The sequence below is a fragment of the Agreia sp. Leaf244 genome (assembly GCF_001422695.1).
GTDB lineage: Bacteria > Actinomycetota > Actinomycetes > Actinomycetales > Microbacteriaceae > Agreia.
Genome location: NZ_LMLX01000006.1, coordinates 56,339 through 80,564, shown reverse-complemented (window position 1 = coordinate 80,564; position 24,226 = coordinate 56,339). Strand labels below are relative to the sequence as shown.

Below are 24,226 nucleotides of genomic sequence, written 5' to 3'. Positions count from 1 at the left end.
TGAAATGTGGAGTGGAGATCATCATGGACAAGTCGATCGCAGTCATTTCGGCCGGACTCAGCCAGCCGTCGTCGACCAGGTTGCTCGCCGATCGGCTCGCCGAGGCGACGTCGCGGTCGCTCGAGGACGCGGGATCCGAGGCGACGCTCACCGTCATCGAGCTGCGCGACCTTGCCCACGACATCACGAACATGATGCTGACCGGCTTCGCGGCCGGCGCTCTGAAGACCGCGATCGAGACCCTCGCCAACGCCGACGCCGTGATCGCGGTGACCCCGATCTTCTCGTCGTCGTACAGCGGGCTGTTCAAGTCGTTCTTCGACATCCTCGAGCCGCGCACCCTGGCCGGCAAGCCCGTGCTCCTCGCTGCGACGGGCGGCACGGCCAGGCACTCGCTCGCCCTCGAATACTCGGTGCGCCCGCTCTTCGCGTACCTGCAGTCGATGATCGTTCCGACCTCGGTGTTCGCCGCGTCCGAGGACTGGGGCAGCACAGGAGGCGCGCACGGCGACCTGGCCGTGCGGATCACGCGCGCGGCGGGCGAGCTGGCGGAGCTGGTCGAGGGGCGCCCGGCCGCTCGCCCCGCCGAGGAGACCGTGATCCCCTTCGCACAGCAGCTGGCGAACCTCGCCGTCTCGGCGTAGTCGCCGCTCAGGCCCGCCGGAACTGCACGCTGATGCGGGGCCCGACCGCCTTGGCCGACTTCAGGATGGCGTGCTCGTAGGTGCGCTGGCAGCTGCCGCCCATCACGATGAGGTCGCCGTGCCCCACAGGAAATCGGGAGACCTCGCCGCCCGCGACCGGCCGCACGGAGAGCACGCGCTCTGCTCCGACCGAGAGGATGGCGACCCTCGTGTCGCGCTGCACCGAGCGGCCGACCCGGTCTCCGTGCCAGGCGACGCTGTCGTCGCCCGTGCGGTAGAAGCAGAGGCCGGCCGTGGCGAATCTCTCGTCGTCGACGCGCGCGTAGTGCGTGTTGAGCCGCCGCATCGCTTCGTCGAGGGCGGGGTGGGGCAGCACGTCGTCTGCCCCGAATCGGCTCACGAGGCGCGGCACCTCGACCACACGGTCGTACATCTCGCGTCGGTCCGCCTGCCAGTCGACGGCGCCGACCAGCTCTTCGAACAGCGTGTCGGAGTTGGCGACCCAGCCCGGGCACAGGTCGATCCACGCACCGGATTCGAGCGGAATGCGGCGCATACGGCCACCGAGGGGCCCGACGATGGGAGCCGCACCCTGTTCATCGAAGAGCGAGGCCTGATATACGAGAGTCATGCTTCGACGATAGCCGGATTCGAACATATGTTCTAGTCGGCTTCTTTCCCTCGACACTCTCGTAGAGTCGAACAATGGAAGCCGGTTCATCGATCAGGATCGACAGCTGGATCTGGGCTGTGCGACTCGTGAAGACGCGCTCGCTCGCCACGGCGGCGTGCCGGGCGGGCCACGTGCGCGTGAACGGCGAGAAGGTGAAGGCCGCCCAGGCGGTTCGGATCGGCGACGAGGTTCGTGTTCGCACGAGCGACGCGGAGCGCATCGTGGTGGTGCGGCGGATCCTCGCCAAGCGGGTGAGCGCCGTCGTCGCCGCGGAGAGCCTCACCGACAACACTCCCCCGCCGCCGGCCCGCGAAGACGTGCCCTTCGTACCCATCCGCGACCGAGGCGCAGGCCGTCCGACCAAACGCGAACGGCGAGACATCGAGAAGCTCCGCGGGCACTAACGGCTGAGGGCAGCCGGCATCAGCAGCCGCCGCCATCATCGTCAGACGAACTGCAGTCCCTGCTGCAGCCGGGTTCGCACCTCGAAGACGTCGCCTCGCCGCCGGGCATCGCCCTCGGACACGCCCGATCGCATCACGGAGGACAACCGCGAGCGCGCGATGACGAGGGTGCCCGCATTGCGGCCGCGATCCACGGACTCCGACGAGACGTCGACGAGGGCTTCGTCGGGCAGCACGATGACCTGTCCGTCGAACCTCACGCCGAGCGACCTGCCGAGCTTGCGCGCCGAACGCACGAGGTCGCGTACGGGCTGCTCGCCATCGGGGATCGCCTCGCCCGACAGCTCTCCTCGATGCAGGCGCACCGGATCGCCCCAGTCCTCCGACCGCACGGCCAGCAGCCCTGCAGGCCCGAGCACGATGTGGTCGATCTTGTGGCCCGTCGGGCTCGCCACATCGTTCCAGACCGTGAATCCCATACCCAGGTCGGAGAGGGTGCGGGCCGTCTGCTCCTCGGCCAGGGCTTTGCCCAGCAGCCAGCGGATCTCGCGGGGAGCGCTTCTCACCAGGGCGGGGTCGTACGGATCCTCCAAGGCGGCGCCGCGGCCGGCCCATTCGCGGATCAGGGTGAGGAACCGCTCCCGCGCCTGCCCACCGGGATGCCCGTAGGATCTCGCCTTCAACGACGATGCGGTCGACGGCGGCGCACTGCGGGCAGCCCACGACGACGACCCCGTGGGCCGGGCCGATCCGACGCGGCTGGATGCCGAAGACGATCCTCGGTCGTATGCCGACCGGGATTCCGGGTCGCCCACCACGAGCCAGGCCGCCTGCACGGCGTGGAACCGGGCGGATGTTCCGCCCGTATCCGGATGCGTCTCGCGGAGCCGCCGTCGATAGGCGCGCCGCAGTTCGTCGTTGCTCGCCGACGGGGCGATTCCCAGAACCTCGTACGGCGTGGCCGATGTCGGACTGTCAGACATACCGCGCGTGAACCTTCCTGCTCAACGTGTGACCCACAGGTCCCGTGCACGACAATACCGGCCGATCCTGAGGTCTCGCCCCTCGGCATCCGGGTTGCTACACCGTTGTTCCTCCCCTGTCGACCCATCGGGCGAAGTCGGCCGCGACCGCGCACCATGGAGATATGAGAGCACTGACATGGCAGGGAAAGCGCAACGTTCAGGTGGAGACCACCCCCGACCCGGTGATCGTCGACCCGACGGATGCGATCATCCGCATCACGTCGACGGCGATCTGCGGATCCGACCTTCACCTCTACGAGCTCTTCGGGCCATTCCTCGATCGCGGCGACATCCTGGGCCACGAACCGATGGGCATCGTCGAGGAGATCGGTTCCGAGGTGCGCAACCTGGCAGTGGGCGATCGCGTCGTCGTGACGTTCAACATCGCCTGCGGCCACTGCTACATGTGCCGACGCGGTCTGCAGTCCCAGTGCGAGACGACCCAGGTGAGAGAGCAGGGCTCCGGCGCGTCGCTGTTCGGTTACACCAAGCTCTACGGCCAGGTCCCCGGCGGCCAGGCCGAGCTGCTGCGTGTTCCGTTCGCCGACTACAACGCCATCCCCGTCTCCTCCGACGGCCCCGACGACCGCTATCTCTTCCTCAGCGACATCCTGCCGACGGCCTGGCAGGGCGTGAAGTACGCGAACGTGCCGGATGGCGGCACCCTGGGCGTGCTCGGACTGGGGCCCGTCGGCCAGTTCGTGGCCCGGGTCGGCGTGCACCTCGGCTATCGCGTGCTCGCGGTCGATCCGGTGGCGGAGCGCCGAGAGATGGCGGCTCGGCACGGTGCAGAGGTCTGGGACCTCGACGACGACATCGTCGACGCCCTCCGCGACCAGACCGACGGGCGCGGGCCCGACTCCGTGGTCGACGCGGTCGGCATGGAGGCCCACGGCTCTCCCGGAGCCGGGTTCGCCCAGGCCGTCGTCGGAATCCTCCCGGACGCACTGGCACGGCCCGCGATGGACAAGGCGGGAATCGACCGGCTCGCGGCGCTGCACACGGCCCTCGACCTGGTTCGCCGTGGCGGAACGGTGTCGCTCAGCGGCGTCTACGGAGGCGAGGCCGACGTGATGCCCATGAAGTCGATGTTCGACAAGCAGGTCTCGATGCGTATGGGCCAGTGCAACGTGCGCAGGTGGATCGACGATCTGATGCCCCTCGTCGAGGACTCGAGCGATCCGCTCGGCGTACTCGACCTGACGACCCACCGCGTCTCGCTCGAGGAGGCCCCGGCCATGTACGAGGTGTTCCAGAAGAAGGAGGACGGCTGCGTGAAGGTCGTGCTGACTCCCTAGGACGAAAGTCTCTTCCGCGCGGAGGGCGATCAGGTCTACCGTATGCAGCATGACCAATAATCCACTCGCAGCCGTCGCCAAGGGGATCTGGTGGGCCGTGCTCCTGCGCGGAATCTTCGCCGTCATCTTCGGGATCATCGCCCTCGCCGCGCCGGGCGCCGCCCTGACGGGCATCGTGATCGTGTTCGGCGTCTACGCGATCATCGACGGCGTCACCGCGGTCATCCATGCGCTGCGCATCCGCACCCCCGGCAGCGGATGGGGATGGCTGCTCTTCCAGGGCGTCGTCTCGATCGTCGCCGGTTTCGTCGCTCTGGTGTTCCCGGCGCTCGCGGGCGTGATCGGCGGACTCTTCGCGCTGTGGACGATCGTGATCTACGCCGTGATGCACGGAGCGCTGGGCATCGGCTCCGCCGCGGGGCTGAGCGACGGCCGCAGCCGCACCATCGGAATCGTCTCCGGTGTGCTCACGCTCGCCTTCGGCATCCTCCTCGGCATTCTCACGTTGGTGACGCCGGGCGCCACCGTGCTGAGCCTCATCTGGATCGTGGGGATCTACGCGATCATCTTCGGTGTCATGTTCATCGTGGCGGCCATCCAGCTGCGTCGCGGCGCGACATCGCTGCTCGGGCAGCCGGATGCGTCGACCACGACTCTCTGACGGTCACTCCGGTTCGGCGGGACGTACGACGTCGATGCGCCCCGTGAACAGGCTTTTCCTGTTCTCGGCCTCGGGGTCTCCGGAGAAGAGGCCGCCCGTTCCCGGGTTGGGCTCGGGATCGAGAGAGGGCCGGCGCATGTCGGCCGCCGCCGTGTCCTGAACGCGCACACGGGGCAGCGACACGGGGCTCTGCTCGTGGAGCCAGGTCACGAGCTCCTCCCGCACGAAGCAGCGCAGGTCGAAGAGGGCCGGCGCGTCGACCGCGCTGACCAGGATGCGGATCCGCACGTAGCCGCCGACAGCGTCGGTGACCTGCAGCACACTCACACGCTTGTCCCATAACGGGGTGCGTGACAGTACCCGGTCGAGCTCCTCCCTCATGTGTTGGGGCGTCACGCGCCAGTCGAGATCGAACTCGACCGATCCGAGCAGCTCTGAATTGCGACGGGTCCAGTTCTGGTACGGCCGCGAGGTGAAATAGGTCGACGGGAGGATCATGCGCCGGTCGTCCCAGATGTGCACGACCACGTAGGTCAGGGTGATCTCCTCCACCCTCCCCCATTCCTCTTCGACGATGACCACATCGTCGACTCGGATGGCGTCGCTGAAGGCGAGCTGCATTCCGGAGAAGACGTTCGAGAGGCTGGACTGGACCGCCAGACCGGCGATGATCGACAGCAGTCCGGCGGAGGCGAGCAGGCTGGCCCCGAAGGTCTGGGCTCCGGGGAACGACAGCAGGACGGCCCCGAGCGCCACCACCACAACCACCACGATGCTCAGTCGCTTCAGGATCAGCACCTGCGTGCGCACGCGTCGGGCGACCCTGTTGTCGGGCGTGTCTATGCGATAGCGCGCGAGCCCGAGGTTCTCGAGGAAGACGATGACCGCGCCGACGAGCCACGCGATGGTGACGATGGCCAGGATCCTCATCACGAGCCCGATCGCCGACGAGGCCTGTGGATCCGTCACGGTGATACCCAGCGACGCCCAGACGAAGCACACGACGAGCGCGGCACGGAACGGTCTACGGGCCGTGTCGATGAGCTGGCCCGCCCAGTGTCGGCGCTTCGCCGCGATGCGGAAGACCAGCGCCACGACGAGCACCACGATCACCGCCGCCGCGACGGCGATGAGCGCGCCGAGCACACTCGTGACGAGTTCGGACTGGACGATGTCGGCAAGCATTCGCGCTCCCAGAGTCGGTGATGCGGCGGATTCTTTCGAAGCATGGCTGGTGAGGCCGCCTCCATGCTCGCCCTTCTCGGCATGCAGGCCAAATCGAATCGATGCCCCGCATCGTTAGGCTTGACCTCTCGCCACCCCTTCGCCTTTCGAAAGGCCCTATCGATCCGTGTTCGATCTCCTCGGCTTCCTCCAGTCCACCGCCTTCTCCCTGCTCGGCGAGAGCGTGTCCGTGATCGAGATCATCGGTTTCGTGACCGGCGCTCTCTGCGTCTGGGCCGTGACGCGGCAGTTCATCTGGAACTGGCCCGTGGGAATCGCGAACAACGTGGCGTTCCTCATCCTCTTCATCGGAGCGGGCCTGTACGCCGACGCCGTCCTCCAGGTGATCTTCGCCGCGGTGGCCGTGTACGGCTGGGTCCTGTGGTCGAGGCGCAGCACGGCGAATCGCGACCTGGTCGTGGAGGTGCGCCGGGCCACGAGGCGCGAGCTCCTCGGCGGACTGGCCGCTGCCGCGCTGCTCACTGCCGCCGCCGCCGTTCTGCTGCACAGTGCCACCGACTCGACCGTTCCCCTCCCCGACGCCTTCGTGCTGGCCGGCTCGCTGCTCGCCACGTGGGGTCAGGCGCGCAAGATCATCGAGCAGTGGTGGGTCTGGATCGCGGTCGATGTCGTCTCCATTCCGCTCTACGCGACGAAGGGACTCTGGCTCACCGCCGTTCTCTACACGGGCTTTCTCGCCCTCTGCATCGACGGCCTGCGTCGCTGGACGATCCAGCTGCGGCACACGCGCGGCCGACGCGAGACGCAGCCGACCCACGAAAGCCGGGTCGGCATCCGATGACCGGGCGCACCGGCCTCATCATCGGCAAGTTCTATCCCCTGCACGCCGGACACGTGTCGCTCATCGAGCGGGCCGCGCGCGAGGTCGATCGACTGGTCGTGCTGGTGATGGCGACACAGCTCGAGACCATTCCACTGGAGCGCCGCGTCGCCTGGGTGACCACCGCGACGGCAGGGCTCGGCTCGGTCACCGTGCTCGGGATCCTCGACGACGCGCCGGTGCACTACGACAGCGAGATCGCCTGGGTCGCCCACCACGAGGTCACGCTGGCGGCGCTCCGCAGCGGCGGAATCCGAACCATCGACGTGGTCTTCAGTTCGGAGAACTATGGAGCCGAGCTGGCCGAGCGGCTGAACGCCGTGCACGTGCTCGACGACCTCGAGCGCCGCCGCATTCCCATGAGCGGAACAGCCGCCCGGGAGGGGCTTGCCGAACGATGGGACCGGCTGGCCGAACCGGCCCGGCTCGACCTCGCGACGCGCATCGTCGTGATCGGCGCCGAGTCGACCGGCACCACGACACTCTCGGAGGCCCTGCGGGCGCACTACCGTGCTCGGCCCGGATACGAGGCGATCGCCGAGGTCGACGAGTACGGCCGCCGGTTCACCTACGAACTGCACGCGCGCGCTCTGGCCGAGTCGCACGCATCCGGTTCGCCCGAGCCCGCGATCGACGACCTCGTCTGGCTGCCAGAGCATTTCGCGCACATCGCGCGCACCCAGACCGCCATGGAGCAGGCCGCCGCCCTCGTCTCGTCCCTCGTGATCGCCGACACCGACGCGTTCGCCACGTCGCTGTGGGAGCGTCGCTACGTCGGCGCGCACAGCACGGCGGCGCACGAGGCGGCGACCACCGGGCTGCCTCGGCGAGACCTGTACCTCGTCACCGACCACGTCGGCGTGCCGTTCGACCAGGACGGCTGGCGCGACGGCGAGCACATCCGCCCGGAGATGACAGGCTGGATCGTCGACGGACTCACCACCCGCGGCCTTCCCTGGGTGCTGCTCCGCGGCCCCCACGAGACACGGCTCGACTACGCCATCGAGGTCATCGACGCCCTCGTCGAGAAGAACACGACCTTCGTGTCGCCGGCGTGGGCCGATGTCACCCGGCTCGCCGACGGCGCGGGCCGGTGAGAGCCATTCCCAGTCTTTCTCCAGCCCGTCCATGAGAAGTTGTAGCTACAACCGAGAGATCCGACCGAATCGAGAGACGTGACACCGCCACCCGAAGACGCCCGACCGACAGACCGACCCGGCAAGCTCACGGTCAAACAGCAACGCGCCGCCGACAGGGACGCGAAGCTCGCCGCCTTCAGGCAAGCCCAGGCGAAGCAGAAGCGCAACCGCCTGATCGGCATCGTCACCGGCTCCGTCGCGGCCGTCGCGGTCATCGGGCTGCTCATCGGTTTCGTTGTCACGTCTGCCACGCCCAAGCCCGATCCCTCGAGCATCGCAATAGAAGGGTTGCAGACCTATCCGGAGCTCACGGCCAACCACGTGACCACGACCGTCGACTACCCGCAGACCCCGCCCGTGGGCGGCGATCACGCCGGAGTCTGGCTGAACTGCGGCGTCTACACGGAGTCCGTGCCCAATGAGAACGCGGTTCACGCCCTCGAGCACGGCGCCGTATGGCTGGCCTACGATCCGGCGCAGCTCGATGAGGCCGGGGTCGAGGCGCTCCGTTCGAAGCTTCCCGACTCGTACATCGTGGTCTCGCCGGTCGACGGCCTCGATTCGCCGATCGTGGCCAGCGCCTGGGGAGCTCAGGTCGCCCTCGACGATCCCGACGACGAGCGGCTGGGGCTGTTCCTCGACCGCTTCTGGCGCTCCAACGATGCACCCGAACCCGGCGCCGCGTGCACCGGTGGGCTCGACGCGCCCGGTCGCGTGGCGTGACCGACCCCGACGTCGAGACCGAGTCCGGTCGGCCTTCCGGCGCGAGCCGCTGGCGGCTCGTGGTCGCCGGCGTCATCGCGGGGGCTCTCGTTCTCGCCGTCGGTCTCGCCGGGGGCTGGATGCTCGCGGCACGATCTGCAGACCCGTCGACGACGAGCGTCGAGGCAGGATTCGCCCGGGACATGCAGGTGCATCACGACCAGGCCGTCGAGATGGCGCTCATCGTGCGCGACCGCACGGACGACCCGGAGATCCGGAGCCTCGCGTACGACATCGCGACGAGCCAGGCGCAGCAGTCGGGTCAGATGTACGCGTGGCTCAACGACTGGGGCCTGCCTCAGGCGCGCCCCGGAGCGACGATGGAGTGGATGTCCGCGCCGACGCTCGACGGCTCCGCGGGCCAGGGACACGAGCATGGATCCCCCACCACGGGGTCGTCGGACGCCGCCGTCGCCGTGGCGATGCCGGGCATGGCGAGCGACGCCGATCTCGAGCGGCTCCGGAATGCCAGCGGCACCGACGCGGAGGTGCTCTTCCTCACCCTGATGCTCGCGCACCATCGCGGCGGCGTCGACATGGCCGACGCCGTGCTCGATCGCAGCACCCATCCACTGGTCACGACCCTGGCGCGCGCGATCGTCTTCGCCCAGTCGGGCGAGATCGACTACATGGAGAGCCTCCTGGCCCAGCGCTCCTCCTGACGCGGAGAGCGACGGTCAGCCGTCGTGGGAGCGATCGAGGAAGACGGCCTCGGTTCGGCTCGCGGCGCCGAGCTTGCGCAGGATGTTCGAGACGTGCACGCTGGCGGTCTTCGCGCTGATGAAGAGTCGCTCGGAGATCTGCCTGTTGCTGAGCCCCTCCGCGATCAGATCGAGCACCTGGCGTTCCCGCGCTGTGAGCCCTGCGGCCGCATCGGCCTCGCCCTTCACCTCCACTCGGGATGCCGGCCGACCCAGTCGACGTTCGAGCGCGTCGAGGCGCAGAAGCACGATTCCGCTCGATGTCTCGTCGGCCCGACGGCGAGCATCCACGACCACCTGCAGAGCGGACTGCTGGTCAGTCTGCCGGGCGAGGGCCTCGGCCAGACGCGCCAGGGCGTAGGGCTCGAGGTGGCTCGGCACGAGGGAGGAGGAGACGGAGTTCGCCGCCCGCCGCCACGCTGCGGTCGAATCCTCGAGCTCGGCCAGCACGACCGACGCGTACTGCGGGGCGGTCGGCCACTCCGACATTCGGGACAGGACATCCTCGAAGCGCCGACGGATCACCACGACATCGTCGGCCGGGAGCCTGCCCTCGACCGATGTGAACGCCTGCGCGGCGACCGCGAGAACGGGAAGGTCGAGGGCCGCGAAGTCGAGATGGCCATCGTCGAGCACCGCGCGACACCGCTGCCACGCTTCCATCGAACGCCCCCTCTCGACCAGCACCTCGCCGGCGATGGCCGCCCACGTGCGTTCGAGGCGTGCGTCGATGCGGGACTGCTGCTCGAGACCGGGAGCCCACTCCTCGAGGAGCGTCTCGGCGAGTAGGACATCTCCGTGCAGCACGAGCGATCTCAGCTTCAGCAGACGGATGTCGGAGCTGAATCCGATCGGCGCGTCGAGCTCGAGCGATCGGTCGAGCAGCTCGTCGGCCTCCGCCACACGACCGAGCGAGATCAACGGGCCGATGGTGTTCGAGGCGAACATGATTCCGCTGGTGCGCTCGACCCCACGCGCAGTGGCCCGAGCAGCCCCCGTGCGAGCGACCTCGATCGCCCGGTCGAACCGTCCGAGCATCGCGAGGGCGTCGGAGTAGTTGACGCAGAACCGCATCATGGCCGAGTCGTCGTCTTCGGCGAGCTCGCCGGCGTGCTCGAGGTCGGCGAGGCCGCTGTCGATATCTCCGACGCTGAGGGCAGACATGCCCCGGATGTTCGCCGCGACCGACATGCGCGCCTTCGATCCCACCGACTCGGCCTCCGCGTAGGCCGAGTCGGCGACGGGGATCGCGTCGGCGAATCGTGCGGCGAGCATCAGACGGGCGGCCAGCTCTCCGAGCACGTTGGCTCGGAGCACGCTGCGGGGCTGCCCCTCGAGCACCTCGAGGGCCCGCCGCAGATGCTCGATCGACCCTTCACGGCCGATGTTCGCCAGGAACGACGCCTTGTCGCGGAGCATCCGCGCGAAGAACGACGGGTCTGCGGTCGACGACGATGCGATCGCCTCGTCGATGAGCGAGATCGCTCGATCGCTCCTGCCCGCGTTGCGCAGGATGTAGGCGGTCTGAGCCATCAGCTGCGGAAGAGTTCGACCGGCTACTGTTTCTGCGTCGGGTACGTGCTGCCACAGGTCGATCGCCCGCTCCCCCATGCTCGCGGCGATCGCGAACGCGTACGACCCGCGTGCGGCATCCATCGCCGCGAGAGCGGATGCGAACGCCTGGGGAAGGTCGTGCGCGGCCATCCAGTGGTACGCGATCTCGGAGGCGTCGGTGTGCGAGGCCGCGCGCGACCCGAGCTCTTCGGCGTACCTCGAGTGATACCGCATGCGCTCGCCCGGAAGCAACTGCTCGTGCACGGCGTCTCGGACCAGGGCGTGACGGAACCGATAGGAGGTCACCTCGACCACGAGGATGTGCGCCCGCACCGCGTCGCGCAGAGCGGCCTCGAGCGGCTCCTCGTCGATCGACGACACGGCGAGAAGGAGTTCGTGTTCGACGCCGACGCCGCCGGAGGCGAGAAGGCGGAGTACCTGCTGCGTCTCGTCGCCCACGGCGTCGTAGCGGGCGAGCAGAATATCTCGAAGGGTGTCGGGCAGCCGATCGGCATCGTGCGTCTGCTGCCACGACAGCAGCTCCTCGATGAAGAACGGAATGCCATCGGAGCGCTCGTACAGCAGCGCGAAGTCGATCGACGTGCGCCTGTCGACCGACAGCTGCCGCACGAGCACCCGGGCCTGCCGGCGGGTGAGCCTCGTCAACTCGATGCGCTCGACCGCCCTGCTGCGGTCGAGCTCTGGCAGCCAGGCGCGCAGCGCGGAGCGGGCGCTGGCGTCTTCGGTGCGGAAGGTCAAAAGCATCAGGACACGGCTGTGGCGGTCGAGCCGGGAGAGAAAGCGGAGAAGTTCGAGAGTGGCCGGATCGGCCCACTGCACGTCCTCGACGATCACCACGACCGGATGCCTGCTGGACACCGTGCCGAGGAGCGTCGCGACGCTATCGAACAGGCGGGCGACGCCGCCTGCCGTGGCGGGTGGCTGCTCGTCTGACGGAGCCAGCTCTGGAAGGAGCAGTGACAGTGAGGCGACGGCGGGGCCGGATGCCTGCCGGATCTCATCGACGCCGAGTTCGGCGACCAGGCCGCGCAGCACCGAGACGATCGGACCGTACGGCGGCGCATCGCGGTCGAGGTCGACGCATTGACCGCGAACCACACGCACAGCAGACGGCGCGGCATCGCTGAACTCGTCGACGAGGCGTGACTTTCCGATGCCTGCCTCGCCGCTCAGCACGACGATGCGGAACGCCCCGGCGATCACGTCGTCGAGCGCGCGCCCGAGCGCCTCGAGTTCGATCTCCCTGCCGACGATGTCGGCCCGGGCTGCGCTGGTGGTCACCGTCCTATGGTGCCAGTCCGCCGCGCCCGCCGGGCCCGCATCGACCGGAGGCCTCAGGAGTGCGATCCTGCCCGGCGTGCGATGTGCCGCGGGGCCCGCTCGAACCGCGCGGCGATCCACGCCGCCATCCGCTGCAGGGGTCGGCGTGCCTCGCGTGGTTGGGCACGCTCGAGCGAGATGCGCCGCGCCTCGAGCTCTCTCTCCATGCGAGCCTCGGCCTCGCGGTACAGGCGGTAGTACGAATAGTCGCTGATGTTCACGGTGCTGCTCCTCGTCGATCGGAATCTCTCTATGACTCGAGATTCCTCTCAAAGGAGGGGCACGGGCATCGGGCGAATTGCCTATCTTCGAAACGCGGGCCTACGAGCTCCGCACGTCGACGGCGATGGGCAGGGCCGGGGCGCCATGGGCCGTGACCTGCACTCCGACGCGCACATCGGAAGAGGCACCGACAGGCACTGCCCAGTCGACGCCGGAGCAGGTCACGCGGCCGTCGCCGACGACGCACGACATGCCCCAGGCGTTCTCGATGCCTGTCGCCGACGGATCGCTCCAGCTGATCGTCCATGCGCCCGCCGTCGTCGACGAGCGGAGCACCACCTCGGCCACGTAGCCGTCGGCCCACTGGCTCTGCACGGTGAGATCGGCGGTCAGGGTGTCGGAACCCGATCCAGGCAGCGGCTTCGGGGGCGCGGGCGCTGGGGTGGTGGAGGGAGACGGTGCGGTCGAGGGTGACGGCGGGGTGGACGGCGTCGGTGGGCTCGAGGGCAGCGCCGATGCATTCGGCAGGAGGGGGGCCAACGCGGCGAGCTTGGAGGCCTGCGGCGTCACCCAGTCGTCGTGCACGAGCCCGCCCGTGTCTCCGCTGTTCGGGTTGAACGACCAGTACGAGAAACTCAGGTCGTTCGAGTCGATGTAGTCGACCAGCCCGGCGAGCCAGTCGGAGTCGGACTCGGTCTCGAGCTTCGTGCCGAACTCGCCGACGAGAACGGGGGCGATGCCGCGCTGCGCGATGTACCCCCAGTTCGTCGTCCACACTTGATCGAGATTCGCCGGATAGCCGGCGGCGTCGAACCACGTCTGCCGGAAGACGCTCGCCGGATAATCGTGCGGCGAGTACACGACGCGATCACCGACATCCAGAATCACCGGCGCCCCGGCGACGTCGGCCAGCCCGCCGCCCCACCAGGTGCTCGAGCCGTCGGAGGACGTCTCGACGCCCTCGACGACGATGAGCAGGCCGGGATTGACCGCGAGCACGGCATTGCCCGCCCGGGTGGCTGCAGCCTGCCAGTCGGTGGCAGGGTCGCCGCAGCCCCAGCAGGCGGAACCGTGCGGCTCGTTGTGCAGGTCGACCGCGATCACACTCGGAACTTGGCGATAGCGTTCTGCCAGGGAAGTCCAGTCGTCGATCCAACGCTGCTCGCTGTACTGCGGCGTGTACCAGAGCGCGGACTGTGCACCGGAGTCGGGCCGATGCCTGTCGAGCATCACCGCCACACCGTGATCGGCCGCGCTCGCGACAACCCGGTCCATGATCTCGAGCGGCGCGAGCCCCACGAGATCGGGGTTGAGCTGTTCATTGATCGACGACGCCGTCGTCGCGGCGAGGCACTCGGTGGAGAACGGAAGCCTGACGGTGTTGAAGCCCATGGCGGCGATCTGCGCCATGCCGGCGTCGAGGGAGATCGACCAGAGTCCGTGCGGGGCGCAGTTCGCGGTCTCCATGCCGAACCAGGCGACGGCGCGGATCACCACGACGTCGCCGGTGCTGTCGATGATGTTCGAGCCGTCTGTGCGCATCGGGGCCGTGATCACGTCGTCTCCTGTCTCGGCCGTCTCGACGACGGTGCCCGACGGCAGTTCGAGCGCGGTCGCGGTGGAGCCGAACGGCGCGGCGAGCAACGCGAGCAGTGCGAGAACGCCGCCCAGCGCTGCGAGACGCGAACGCGCGGCTCGGGGTGGCGTCGTCACGGCGCGTCCGGGGTTCGCTGCGACCAGGCCGCGGCGATCTCTCCGAGATGCCGGGATGCCTCGCTCAGCACATCGGGACGGGCCGAGTAGCGCAGCTCACGCCCCACCCGCTTCGACGAGACCAGGCCGGCGGCGGCGAGTGCTGCGAGGTGTTTGGCGATGGCCTGCCTGCTGACGGGCACAGTTTCGGCGAGGGCGGAGGCCGACAGCTCGGCACCCGCGACCCGACCGAGGATCTGCCACCGGGTCGCTTCGCCGAGAGCCGAGCAGACCTGCCGTAGGTGTTCGAGATCGTGCGCCATTCGGGGCTCCTTCGACGTGGGCGGCGGCGGTGCCGTCAGTCTAAGGCAACCTACGGGTTGCGATGCGCGGAAATCAGTACCAGTTCACCGACTGGGAATGCGACCAGGCGGCGCAGGGGGTGCCGTAGCCGCGCTTGATGTAGTCGAGTCCCCAGGTCACCTGGGTGGTCGCGTTCGTCTCCCAGTCGGAACCGGCCGAGGCCATCTTGCTTCCCGGCAGCGCCTGAGGAATTCCGGCCGCCCCGCTCGATGCGTTCTCGGCCTGGTAGTTCCAGCCCGACTCCTTCTGCCAGAGCGAGACCAGGCACGAGAACTGGTCGTCGCCCCAGCCGTACTTCGAGGCTCCGAGGGACTGGGCCGTCGCCTTCGCGCCGGCGACGGTGTTGCCGGCCGCCAAGGCCTCGGCGGCGGCAGCCTCCGCGGCCGCCGCGGCAGCGGCCGCAGCCTGATCCGCTTCGCTCGCCGCGGCCTGCACGCTGGCCTTCGCGTCGGAGGCCTGCTTCACCAGCGACAGAACGGTGTCCCGATCGAGGGACTGGTACGCAGCGAGCGAGGCAACCGTCGTCGAGAGCGGAGTCGTGTCGACCTTGTTCTGCACGGCCGCGATCACCTGGTTCGCGTCGTCGATGGTGCTCTGCGCCTTCTCATTCGCCTGGGCCTTCGCGATGACCTCGTAGACGCCCAGCTGATCGCGTTCCAGGCCTGTTCCGCTGGCGAGTCGGGCCGTCGCCGCAACCCTCTCCTGGGCCGCCGAATTCGCCTGCACGACGAACCCGGTGCCGACCAGCGTTCCCGCGACGGCCACGATGGCAGTAGCGGCGAGATATCGCTTACGGGCGGTTCTGCGGCGGACGTTCGCCAGCTCGCGTCGGGTGGCAGCGGATCGGGTTGCTGCGGTCGGAGTGGAGGCGGTGTCTGAAGCGTGGTGCATGTCGTCCAATGGATCTTCGACCGGCATGCCGAATGCGGGCGCGGCCGTGCCAGGGCGCTCGCTTTCCCCGTGGTGCTCTGTCTGTCCGGAGGGGACGAGACCGTGTGACGCAACCGGGTAAGCGGGGCGAGGTCTCGTGGCGTGACGAATCGGTGTCGGGTTCGCCCGGGCCTATATCAGCGCGCGGGCGAAGCGGCAAGTATGCGCAGTACTCCTGAGATTTCACGGTTAAACCCCTGTGCACTCCGTGCACAGCCGGGCGAAGTCGGCCTGTCGTCGACGAGCCTGCCGTGCCATCCTGATGATGCAGACGAAGGAGAGCATCGATGTCACACGACGATTCCACAGCACGCCCCGGCAAAGACGACGAGTACCCCGACGCGGCCGGGTACCCCGACGGCACGGGAACCCTCGATGAGGGCACGGCCGACGCATCCGTCACCGCGGAGGGCGATGAGATCGAGGACTTCGCGCTGGCCGACGAGGAAGACCTCGAGAACTAGCTCATTCGCCCGGCGGCAGCGCCTCGTGGTGGCGCCTGCCCCGGCTGCGCCGATCCTCTTTCATCTCCGCCTCGAAGAGATGACGGCGCCCGCCGGCCAGCTCCGACCGCGCTGATGCCTCGGCGTCGCGGAACGCCGCGTAGTAGCCGTCGTCGTAGTCCTCGACGATCTGGAATGTCCAGCGGCCCTCGATGACATTCCGGCCGACCAGCTCGGAGTCGATGCGGGAGGCGATGTCGTGGTGCCCGGCGCCCCTGAGCAGCTCCACAGCCTCACCCAGGGCGAGGTCGCCCATTCCTGTCAAGCGATGAAACGCATACAGCTCGCCGCGGGCCTGCTCCACGATCTCGAGCGCCTCCGAGAGCTTTCCCAATGCCTCGACCGTCGCGTCGTCCAGGTGCTCGGGGCGCAGGTGCGCCGCGTCCGGTCCATCGTGTTCCGTCATGGCCCCATGCTAGACAGACGCGGAGATCCGGTCAGGGGGTTGCCGTCGTCTGAGACAAGGGGGTTGGCGTCGCGACGCCGACGGAGCAGGATCGGCTCATGTCATCTTCTTCCGTACCCGGCCCCGCACCCATGCTGGCGAAGTCCGTTCCCGAGCTTCCCGACCAGGACAGCGTCGCCGGCGGGCTCGGCTACGAACCCAAGTGGGACGGCTTCCGCGGAATCGTCGCATACGACGGGGAGTCGCTCGAGATCACGAGTCGCGGGTCGAAGCCTCTCACCCGGTACTTTCCCGAGCTGGTGGATGCCTTCCTCTCACAGCTCGAGGAGCCGTGCGTCATCGACGGGGAGATCGTGCTGCGGCGCGGCGCCCCGGGCGGTGAGCGACTGGACTGGGACGCGCTCTCGCAACGGATCCACCCGGCCGCCAGTCGCATCCAGACCCTGTCGCAGGAGACACCGGCGAGCTTCATCGCCTTCGATCTGCTGGCGAGAGACGGTCGCTCTCTGCTGGAGCAGCCGTTCTCCGAGCGGCGGAGTTCACTGGCCGAGCTGCTCGGCTCGGCTGTCGCTCCCCTTCACCTGAGCCGGCTGACGCAGGATGCCGACACCGCCAGGCGCTGGCTCGTGGAGTTCGAAGGCGCCGGGCTCGACGGAGTGGTCGCCAAGCCCCTGGCCGCGCCGTACTCCCCCGGCAAGCGCGTGATGCTCAAGGTGAAGCACCACCGATCAGCCGACGTGGTCGTCATCGGCTACCGGGTGCACACGAGCGGCGAGGGCGTCGGTTCCCTGTTGCTCGGCCTCTACGACGACTCGGGCGAGCTGCGCAGCGTCGGCGGCGCCTCGGCGTTCACCGCAGCACGACGGCTCGAGCTCGTCTCCGAGCTCGAGCCCGCCGTGATGCGCGACTCCGACGGCGCCGTCGTCACCGGCGAAGGAGAACGAAGCCGCTTCTCCTCGGGCAAGGACGTGTCATTCGTGCGCCTCGAGCCGACAGTCGTCGCCGAGGTGCGCTACGACCAGATGGAAGGATCGCGGTTCCGCCACACGGTGCAGTTCGACCGCTGGCGCCCCGACCGCGACGCACGCTCGTGCACCTTCGACCAGCTCGAGACCCCCGTCGCCTACGACTTCGGGGCCGTGCTCGAGTAGCGACGACGGGCGCGGAGCCCGATCATCGTGGCCCCGACGAGCAGGGTGAGCGACGAGACCGCGAGCAGCGGAACCGCGTCGGCCGAACCCGTGGCGGCGAGCGCAGGCTGAGGCGCGGCGGGTGCCGTCGCTGCCGGAGCCACCTCGACCGGAGTCGGCGCGGCCACCCCGTTGATCAGCACGGTGTCGTTCGCGAGCGACGCCGTGGCGAACGCGATGGCCTTCGACATGATGCCGAGGGCCTCCTCGTTGATGTTCTCGAGGGTGTCGCCGGCCTGGTGGTAGTTCTGGTCGTGGGTCTCTCCGACGATGCCGCCGAACAGGGCCGCCTCCGCTTCGGTCTTCACATCGTCGGCGCCGGTGAACAGGCCCGAGGCCGGGATGCCGTTGTCGATGAAGGCCTGGTAGTCGCTGCGTCCGTCGAACGAGGTGCCCACGAACGGCTGGCCGATCGACGTGAAGTAGTTCTCGAACACGTCCTCGGTCTCGATCGATCCCGGCGGGATCTCTGCACCGGCCTCCACGCTCGATTCGTCGGCGTCGTACGTTCCGATGATGTAGTTCGGAGAGCCGACCATGTCGAAGTTGAGGTAGGTGGCGATGCGATCGAGGGCGGCGGGGTCGTTCGCCGCCAAGTCGTCCACGTAGTGCGTGGACCCGACGAGACCGAGCTCCTCGGCCCCCCACCAGGCGAAGCGCACCTTGTTGTTCAGCTCGCCCTGCTTGGCGAGTTGCACGGCCACCTCGAGCAGGGTCGCGGAGCCGCTTCCGTTGTCGTTGATGCCCGGACCCTCCGGCACGCTGTCGAGGTGCGAGCCGAGCATCACGACGTTCTCGGCACGCCCTGTCGCGGTCTCTGCGATCACGTTGAACGTCGAGATCGTCTCGGTCGTCTGCTCGAGAGCGACAGAGATCGAGACGGCGCCCGCGCCGATCGCGGCGACGAGCGCGGCGCCTCGGTCCGCCTCGATGCCGAACGACGGCACGGTACCGTCGACGACCTCGCCGAAGGTGCCGCTCAGCGGGCCCGGCTCCGAGTTGTAGACGAGGAGGGCGCGAGCGCCCGCGGCGGCGGCGGCCAGGGACTTCTCGGTGAACGAGCACACGCCACGGCTGACGACGGCGATGCGGTCTGTCGCGTCGACTCCGGCCCAGTCGTCGGCGGTGCAGCCGGTGTTCACGGTGGGCAGGATCGCATCGAAGGTGATCGGCGCGGTGCCCGGCGTGTACTCCATGGGAATGGCCTGTTCCGGCGTGAGGGCCTCGCCACCCACCGTGACCGACTGCGACTGGATCGACTGGGTCGTGGCCTCGAAGACCTGCCGCGAGGTGGTGTAGCCCGCCTCGGCGAGCACGGCCTCGACGTACTGGCCACTCGCTTCGTATCCCGGACTGCCGGCGGCCCTGTTGCCACCGTTGCCCGGAGCGTCCGCAATGGCCTGCAGGTCGGCGAGTCGCTCCATGATCGCGTCGACGGTGACGGAATCGGCGAATGCGTCCTGGTCCACGGCCGATGCGGATGTCGCGCCACCCCAGACCATGGCCCCCGCGAGAGCGGTGGCGCCGATCGCGGCGAGGGCGGAACGTGAACGTCGTTGTTTCTTCTGCAAGGGTCCCCCTGATGATGTGGCCCGCGGCTGCGGGCCGGTTGCGCCAGCCTAGGGAGACAGCAACGTGCCCCCAAGAGGGGGTACTGGACCGTTACTCATTCTTTACACCGACGAAACACGCAGGATGCGCGTCGCCACCGAATCAGGACGGCTTCTTCGCCCGACTCGGCTGCACCCGCGGCGGCTCCCCCGGCATCTTCGGGTAGTCCGGAGGGAAGGGAAGCTCGCCGAGGCCGTTCTCGACGTCTCGCGCCCACCACTCGAGGAGAACGTCGATCGACGCGGGCTTCTCACCCATCGCCGCCCAGGGGTCGCCCGTGGTCGACAGTCGCTCGGGAACCGTGAGGATCGTGAACTCCGCCGGGTCGGCACGATCGAGCTCGCTCCACTCGATCGGGCACGACACCGGAGCGTGGGCGAGCGCTCGCGGACTGTAGGCACCGGCCATCGTGCGGTCGCGGTTGGCTTGGTTGTAGTCGACGAAGATGCGTTCGCCGCGCTCTTCTTTCCACCAGTGCGTGGTGACGGCCTCAGGCATCCGGCGTTCGAGTTCGCGGGCCGCGGCGATCACCGCGTGCCTGACCTCGAGGAACTCCCACTCCGGCCGTATGGGTGCGAAGACGTGCAGCCCGCGGTTTCCCGAGGTCTTGATGAAGGCATCCAACCCGGCCTCGGCGAGAACCGCGCGCAACTCGACGGCGACGGGCTTGGCGTCGTCGAAGTCGGTGCCGGGCTGCGGGTCGAGGTCGATGCGCAGCTGGTCGGGATAGTCGCTGCGTTCCGCGCGCGACGCCCACGGGTGGAACACGATGGTGTTCATCTGGGCGGCCCAGACGGCGGCGGCCGGTTCGTCGAGCACGAGCTGCGGATGCGTGCGGCCGCTCGGGTAGACGACCATCTCGCTGCGCACGTAGTCGGGAGTCCCCTTCGGCGGGTTCTTCGAGAAGAACTGCTCGCCGTCGATCCCTCCGGAGAATCGCTGCAGCGACACCGGCCGGTCGCCGTTGGCCTCGATGAACGGCTCGCCCACCGCCACGAGATAGCGTGCGAGGTCGAGCTTCGTGATGCCCGCCTCGGGCCACAGGACACGCGACGGAGAAGAGATGCGCACCTCTCGATCGCCGTGGGGTCCGGGAACCGTGATGTGTGCCGCTTCGCTCGCCATAGGGGCAGGCTACCCGCGCTCGAGGGGCGGCGTCACTCCCCCGACGCCGCCCCGACGTGCTCGTACCTTTTATTCGGCGGTCAGCGAGTCCACGTAGTCGCGGTTCTCGGAGATCCACTTCTCGACGACGGGGCCGAAGTCCTGGCCGTCGTAGTCGACGAACATGGCCTTCTCGAGCGAGTACAGCTGCTCCAGGTCCATCTCGTAGTCGCCGATCCACTCGGCGGCCTGCGGGAAGTCCTTCTCGAAGTCGGTCTTGGCGAACGCGTGCAGGCTCTCGACGGAGTCGAGCGTTCCCTCGGGGTCTTCGAGGTTCTTGATGGGCAGATCGGTGTAGGCCCAGTGCGGCTCCCACAGGGTCACGACGATGTTCTCGCCCGCGTCGGTGGCGCTCGTGAGTTCGGTCAGCATGGCCGCGGTCGACGACGTGACGTACTCCATGTCCTCGAGGCCGTAGCCCGGAATGACCCGTTCGGTCGTCGCCTTCGTGAGTCCGGCGCCCGGTTCGATGCCGACGATGCGGTTGTCGAACAGGTCGGCATTGTCGGCCAGCTCGGCGAGCGAGTCGATGGGGGCGTCCTCGTTCACGGCGATGGTGAGCTTCGACTCCTCGTTCCAGGCGCCGATGTCGACGATATCGTCGCCGTACTCGTCGAGGTACGACGCGTGGGTGTCGGGCAGCCAGACGTCGAGCGTGAGGTCGTAGTCGCCGGTCGAGAGGCCGGAGAAGACGGGCGCGACGTCGGCGTACTCGAGTTCGACGTCGTATCCCTTCTCGTCGAGGATCGCCTTCCAGAGTTCAGACGCGGCGATGCCCTCGTCCCAGCCGTTGAACACGGCGAGGTTCAGCTTCTTCTGGTCGGTGTTTCCGTCTCCGACGACCTCCGCCTCGGTGGCGGCGCAGCCGCCGAACGCGAGCACGCCCGCGGTCGAGAGCGCGAGAAGGGAGAGGATGCGAGTGCTGTTCTTCATTGGTGTTCCTGTTCTGGGCGACCGGATGGGCCACCCGTCGGGTGAAAAAGATCTGCGGGCCGCCGCCGGTCAGACGAGGGCGGGGTCTGCGCGTTCCGGCTCGGGCACCACTTGGCGCTCTGGTGCCGCGGGGGCGGCCGACGGGCGGCGGCGCAGGATGCGGGCGCCGAGCATCCGGCCCAGCACGGTCTCGCCCGTGCCGAGGGCGGCGGTCAGTCGGTCGAGGTAGATCGCGAGGATCACGACCGACAGGCCGGCCTCGAATCCGAGCGCCACGTCGATGCGGTTCAGGCTGGCGACGACCTGGGCACCGAGTCCCCCGGCGCCGACCATTCCGGCGATGACGACCATCGAGAGCGACAGCATGATCACCTGGTTGACACCGGCCATGATCGTGGGGCGCGCCAGCGGGAGCTGGATCTGCCGGAGGATCCGCCAGCGCGACGCGCCGAAGGCCTGTCCCGCCTCGACGATCTCCTTGTCGACGCCCCGGATGCCGAGCTCGGTCAGCCTGACCCCGGGAGCCAGGGCGAAGATGACCGTGGCGACGATTCCGGGAACGACGCCGACGCGGAAGAGGATGAGCGCCGGAATGAGGTACACGAAGGCGGGCATCGTCTGCATGAAGTCGAGCACGGGGCGGATGATCTTCGACGCGACAGACGACGTCGCCGCCCAGATCCCGAGCGGGATGCTCACGAGGACCGCCAGCACGCTCGCGACGAGCACGAGCGCCAGGGTGTCCATGGCGTTCTCCCACTGGTCGACGCTCACGATCAGAAGGAGGCCCACTGCCGTGCCGAGCGCGAACTTCCATCCTCGGGCGAGATAGCCGAGAATCGCGGCGATGACGATCACCACCCAGAAGGGCGGCGACGCGAGCAGCAGGTCGACCACGTCATAGGCGGCCAGGAAGACGGCTCGAATGACGTCGAAGACGCCGCCGAAGGTATCGGTGACGAAGGAGATGAAACCGGCTACCCAGGTTCCGAGGTCGAGACGGAAGTCGGTCATCGTACGGCTCCTTCCGTCGTGGACTCGCGGAGGGTCTCTGCGATGACCTCGAGCGTGAGCGTCGTGGGCGGAAGTTGGACCGGGACATCCGCCGTGTTCGTCGACACGTTGCCGAGCGCTGCGAGCAGCGTGACCCGGGGTATGACGCCGAGAAGTCGACCGTCGTCGCCGACCACCGCGATCGGCAGGTCGCTGCCGACCGACGGCTCGACGAGGTCGACGAGGTGCGCGTCGGAGGGAACGATGGTGGCCTCGTGCCGGAGGATGCCCTCGAGGTCGTTCTGGTTCGATTTCACCTGACGGAGCACGTCGCGGTCGCGAACGACGCCGGCCAGGGTGCGGTCGCGTCGGGTCACGAAGACTGCGGAGGTCTGCAGGTCTCGCATGATGCGCAGCGCGGCCCGGGGGCCGGCCGACAGCGGAAGCACGGCACGGGCCTGCTCCATGACGCTGGCGGCGGTGAGCACGCGGGCGCGGTCGACATCCTGCACGAACTGGGCGACGTAGTCGTTCGCCGGGTCGGTGAGGATCTCCTCGGGGGTTCCGATCTGCACGATGCGTCCGTCGCGCATGACGGCGATCCTGTCTCCGAGGAACATGGCCTCGTTGAGATCGTGGGTGATGAAGACGATCGTCTTTCCGAGCTTCTGCTGCAGCTCGATGAGCTGCTCCTGCATCTCGCGGCGGATGAGCGGGTCGAGGGCCGAGAACGCCTCGTCCATCAGCAGGACATCGGTGTCGGCGGCGAGGGCGCGGGCGAGGCCGACGCGCTGCTGCATTCCGCCCGACAGCTCGCCGGGAAGCGAATCGGCCCAGCCGTCGAGCCCGACCGTGGCGACCATGTCGCGGGCCCGTCGCATCCGTTCGGCTTTGCCGACACCCTGGATCTCGAGGCCGTAGGCGATGTTGTCGACCACGGAGCGGTGCGGAAGCAGCGCGAAGTGCTGGAAGACCATGGAGACCCGCTGGCGGCGGATCTCGCGAAGTCTGGCCTTCGGCACGCCCGTGATCGAGGACCCGCCGATCGTCACGCTGCCGCTGGTCGCGTCGAGCAGCCCGTTCAGCATGCGGATGAGCGTCGACTTGCCCGAGCCGGAGAGGCCCATGACCACGAAGATCTCGCCGGGCTGCACGTCGAACGATGCGTCGATCACCGCGGCCGTGCCGAGCGCGGACACCTCCGCCCTCGAGCTGCCGGCGCGAAGCCTGTCGACGATGTCAGATGGTCGGCGGCCGAACGCCTTGTAGAGGTTTTCGGCCTTCAATGCCGGGAAAGTCGATGTCACGTGAAGAATCTCCGTCACATCCGGCGGCTCTTAAATGCGGTCGCCAGAGGTGTTCTGTGCTCGCAGACGGGTTGCCGTGACCGCTCTCGACGCTGGAATACAGCGCGGGCAGAAGCCATCATGAGAGCGCTTCGTCACGGCTTCACCGTACGAACCCGCGGCAATGCCTGCGGACGCGCGTCTTGGGGTGATGGGTCAATGGACCGGGGTCAACGGTAACAGCTATCCGACGCATGTCGATCCGAAAACGTCCCTCGAACGGGGGGCGCGGTCAGCCAAGGCCGGCGCGATCGGCGCGCTGGAGGCGATCGGCGGCGATGCCGATTCGTTACCAATCGCGGTAACGTGACGCGCATGGATGCCTATACGGAGAACCCCCGCACCAACGTTCTGTCGATCGTGAGCCTGGTCACGAGCATCCTCGGCCTGGCCGTGGTGCCGATCATTCTGGGCCATATCTCGCTCGCGCAGATCAGGAGAACCGGCGAGCAGGGTCGGGTCATGGCGATCATCGGCCTCGTACTCGGATACCTCACCCTGCTCGGCTACCTCATCGTCATCGGCATCGCGGTCGCCGTGTTCGTCAGTCGAGGAATGTCCGGGAGCTGAGAGTCGTTGAGAGGGTGAACGGCGCTCTTCGCATCC

The 24,226-nt window shown here is 68.3% G+C and carries 26 protein-coding genes; 12 read left to right on the top strand and 14 right to left on the bottom strand.

The features are described 5' to 3' along the window. The first annotated feature begins 20 nt into the window (after positions 1 to 20). Complete coding sequence (locus ASF06_RS17255; protein ID WP_055950106.1) at positions 21 to 644, top strand: FMN reductase; 624 nt, start codon at positions 21 to 23, stop codon at positions 642 to 644. A 7-nt stretch (positions 645 to 651) separates the two neighbouring features. On the opposite strand, the gene ASF06_RS17250 is transcribed toward ASF06_RS17255, so the two are convergent. After that, positions 652 to 1,275: an alpha-ketoglutarate-dependent dioxygenase AlkB gene (locus tag ASF06_RS17250; RefSeq protein WP_055950104.1), complete on the bottom strand. Its 624-nt coding sequence runs from the start codon at positions 1,273 to 1,275 to the stop codon at positions 652 to 654. Between the two features lie 74 nt (positions 1,276 to 1,349). Between ASF06_RS17250 and ASF06_RS17245 the strand changes: the two genes are divergently transcribed. Further along, on the top strand, positions 1,350 to 1,721 hold the full coding sequence (locus ASF06_RS17245; RefSeq protein ID WP_055949964.1) for an RNA-binding S4 domain-containing protein: 372 nt from the start codon (positions 1,350 to 1,352) through the stop codon (positions 1,719 to 1,721). Between the two features lie 41 nt (positions 1,722 to 1,762). Here ASF06_RS17245 and ASF06_RS17240 read toward each other — a convergent pair whose 3' ends face one another. Then, positions 1,763 to 2,704: a J domain-containing protein gene (locus ASF06_RS17240; RefSeq protein WP_055949962.1), complete on the bottom strand. Its 942-nt coding sequence runs from the start codon at positions 2,702 to 2,704 to the stop codon at positions 1,763 to 1,765. Positions 2,705 to 2,868: 164 nt separating this feature from the next. Here ASF06_RS17240 and ASF06_RS17235 point away from each other — a divergent pair, with 164 nt between their 5' ends. After that, positions 2,869 to 4,044 carry an alcohol dehydrogenase catalytic domain-containing protein gene (locus tag ASF06_RS17235; RefSeq protein ID WP_055949959.1) on the top strand — a complete coding sequence of 392 codons (1,176 nt, stop codon included), beginning with the start codon at positions 2,869 to 2,871 and terminating at the stop codon, positions 4,042 to 4,044. 49 nt (positions 4,045 to 4,093) lie between these two features. Next, positions 4,094 to 4,705: an HdeD family acid-resistance protein gene (locus ASF06_RS17230; RefSeq protein ID WP_055949957.1), complete on the top strand. Its 612-nt coding sequence runs from the start codon at positions 4,094 to 4,096 to the stop codon at positions 4,703 to 4,705. Between the two features lie 3 nt (positions 4,706 to 4,708). On the opposite strand, the gene ASF06_RS17225 is transcribed toward ASF06_RS17230, so the two are convergent. After that, positions 4,709 to 5,890, bottom strand: a complete 1,182-nt coding sequence (locus tag ASF06_RS17225) for a mechanosensitive ion channel family protein (RefSeq protein WP_055949954.1) — start codon at positions 5,888 to 5,890, stop codon at positions 4,709 to 4,711. 166 nt (positions 5,891 to 6,056) lie between these two features. Between ASF06_RS17225 and pnuC the strand changes: the two genes are divergently transcribed. The 4 genes from pnuC (at position 6,057) to ASF06_RS17205 (ending at position 9,333) form a co-directional block, all read left to right on the top strand. Continuing rightward, positions 6,057 to 6,731 (top strand): nicotinamide riboside transporter PnuC, encoded by a 675-nt coding sequence (pnuC, locus tag ASF06_RS17220; RefSeq protein WP_082501045.1) that lies wholly within the window; start codon positions 6,057 to 6,059, stop codon positions 6,729 to 6,731. Then, positions 6,728 to 7,867 carry an AAA family ATPase gene (locus ASF06_RS17215; RefSeq protein ID WP_055949951.1) on the top strand — a complete coding sequence of 380 codons (1,140 nt, stop codon included), beginning with the start codon at positions 6,728 to 6,730 and terminating at the stop codon, positions 7,865 to 7,867. Before pnuC ends, ASF06_RS17215 begins: the two co-directional genes overlap by 4 nt. Before the next feature lie 78 nt (positions 7,868 to 7,945). Further along, positions 7,946 to 8,632, top strand: coding sequence for a DUF3105 domain-containing protein (locus ASF06_RS17210; RefSeq protein WP_055949948.1), 687 nt, complete (start codon positions 7,946 to 7,948; stop codon positions 8,630 to 8,632). Beyond that, the gene (locus ASF06_RS17205; protein WP_055949946.1) at positions 8,629 to 9,333 is read left to right on the top strand and encodes a DUF305 domain-containing protein; all 705 of its coding nucleotides are present in this window, start codon (positions 8,629 to 8,631) and stop codon (positions 9,331 to 9,333) included. The genes ASF06_RS17210 and ASF06_RS17205 overlap by 4 nt, the downstream gene beginning before the upstream one ends. A gap of 15 nt (positions 9,334 to 9,348) precedes the next feature. On the opposite strand, the gene ASF06_RS20145 is transcribed toward ASF06_RS17205, so the two are convergent. The 5 genes from ASF06_RS20145 to ASF06_RS17180 all read right to left on the bottom strand — a co-directional run bounded on the left by ASF06_RS20145 (position 9,349) and on the right by ASF06_RS17180 (position 15,435). Beyond that, the gene (locus ASF06_RS20145; RefSeq protein WP_055949943.1) at positions 9,349 to 12,228 is read right to left on the bottom strand and encodes a helix-turn-helix transcriptional regulator; all 2,880 of its coding nucleotides are present in this window, start codon (positions 12,226 to 12,228) and stop codon (positions 9,349 to 9,351) included. A 53-nt stretch (positions 12,229 to 12,281) separates the two neighbouring features. After that, positions 12,282 to 12,488, bottom strand: a complete 207-nt coding sequence (locus ASF06_RS19610; protein WP_055928355.1) for a hypothetical protein — start codon at positions 12,486 to 12,488, stop codon at positions 12,282 to 12,284. Between the two features lie 100 nt (positions 12,489 to 12,588). Beyond that, positions 12,589 to 14,202, bottom strand: a complete 1,614-nt coding sequence (locus ASF06_RS17190) for a cellulase family glycosylhydrolase (protein WP_235501058.1) — start codon at positions 14,200 to 14,202, stop codon at positions 12,589 to 12,591. Next, positions 14,199 to 14,504, bottom strand: a complete 306-nt coding sequence (locus tag ASF06_RS17185; RefSeq protein ID WP_055949941.1) for a metalloregulator ArsR/SmtB family transcription factor — start codon at positions 14,502 to 14,504, stop codon at positions 14,199 to 14,201. Before ASF06_RS17185 ends, ASF06_RS17190 begins: the two co-directional genes overlap by 4 nt. Before the next feature lie 73 nt (positions 14,505 to 14,577). After that, positions 14,578 to 15,435: a hypothetical protein gene (locus ASF06_RS17180; protein ID WP_082501054.1), complete on the bottom strand. Its 858-nt coding sequence runs from the start codon at positions 15,433 to 15,435 to the stop codon at positions 14,578 to 14,580. Positions 15,436 to 15,761: 326 nt separating this feature from the next. On the opposite strand from ASF06_RS17180, the gene ASF06_RS19605 reads away from it, so the two are divergent. Beyond that, the gene (locus tag ASF06_RS19605) at positions 15,762 to 15,938 is read left to right on the top strand and encodes a hypothetical protein (protein ID WP_157439250.1); all 177 of its coding nucleotides are present in this window, start codon (positions 15,762 to 15,764) and stop codon (positions 15,936 to 15,938) included. A gap of 1 nt (position 15,939) precedes the next feature. Here ASF06_RS19605 and ASF06_RS17175 read toward each other — a convergent pair whose 3' ends face one another. Continuing rightward, the gene (locus ASF06_RS17175; protein ID WP_055949936.1) at positions 15,940 to 16,383 is read right to left on the bottom strand and encodes a hypothetical protein; all 444 of its coding nucleotides are present in this window, start codon (positions 16,381 to 16,383) and stop codon (positions 15,940 to 15,942) included. A 98-nt stretch (positions 16,384 to 16,481) separates the two neighbouring features. On the opposite strand from ASF06_RS17175, the gene ASF06_RS17170 reads away from it, so the two are divergent. Further along, entirely contained in the window at positions 16,482 to 17,534 is a 1,053-nt protein-coding gene (locus tag ASF06_RS17170) for an ATP-dependent DNA ligase (RefSeq protein WP_055949933.1), read from the top strand. On the opposite strand, the gene ASF06_RS17165 is transcribed toward ASF06_RS17170, so the two are convergent. The 5 genes from ASF06_RS17165 to ASF06_RS17145 all read right to left on the bottom strand — a co-directional run bounded on the left by ASF06_RS17165 (position 17,507) and on the right by ASF06_RS17145 (position 23,581). Then, the gene (locus ASF06_RS17165; protein WP_082501042.1) at positions 17,507 to 19,144 is read right to left on the bottom strand and encodes a M20/M25/M40 family metallo-hydrolase; all 1,638 of its coding nucleotides are present in this window, start codon (positions 19,142 to 19,144) and stop codon (positions 17,507 to 17,509) included. The genes ASF06_RS17170 and ASF06_RS17165 overlap by 28 nt on opposite strands. A 142-nt stretch (positions 19,145 to 19,286) precedes the next feature. Further along, on the bottom strand, positions 19,287 to 20,309 hold the full coding sequence (gene ligD / locus ASF06_RS17160; RefSeq protein ID WP_055949927.1) for a non-homologous end-joining DNA ligase: 1,023 nt from the start codon (positions 20,307 to 20,309) through the stop codon (positions 19,287 to 19,289). 69 nt (positions 20,310 to 20,378) lie between these two features. Next, complete coding sequence (locus ASF06_RS17155) at positions 20,379 to 21,281, bottom strand: glycine betaine ABC transporter substrate-binding protein (protein ID WP_055949923.1); 903 nt, start codon at positions 21,279 to 21,281, stop codon at positions 20,379 to 20,381. A gap of 69 nt (positions 21,282 to 21,350) precedes the next feature. Then, a complete protein-coding gene (locus ASF06_RS17150) occupies positions 21,351 to 22,295 on the bottom strand; it encodes an ABC transporter permease (protein WP_082501041.1) in 945 nt (314 codons plus the stop codon). After that, positions 22,292 to 23,581, bottom strand: coding sequence for a quaternary amine ABC transporter ATP-binding protein (locus ASF06_RS17145; protein WP_055950100.1), 1,290 nt, complete (start codon positions 23,579 to 23,581; stop codon positions 22,292 to 22,294). The genes ASF06_RS17150 and ASF06_RS17145 overlap by 4 nt, the downstream gene beginning before the upstream one ends. Positions 23,582 to 23,744: 163 nt before the next feature. Here ASF06_RS17145 and ASF06_RS19600 point away from each other — a divergent pair, with 163 nt between their 5' ends. Further along, positions 23,745 to 23,930, top strand: a complete 186-nt coding sequence (locus ASF06_RS19600; protein WP_157439249.1) for a hypothetical protein — start codon at positions 23,745 to 23,747, stop codon at positions 23,928 to 23,930. Positions 23,931 to 23,935: 5 nt separating this feature from the next. Next, positions 23,936 to 24,190, top strand: coding sequence for a DUF4190 domain-containing protein (locus ASF06_RS17140; RefSeq protein ID WP_055949921.1), 255 nt, complete (start codon positions 23,936 to 23,938; stop codon positions 24,188 to 24,190). Positions 24,191 to 24,226 lie beyond the last annotated feature (36 nt).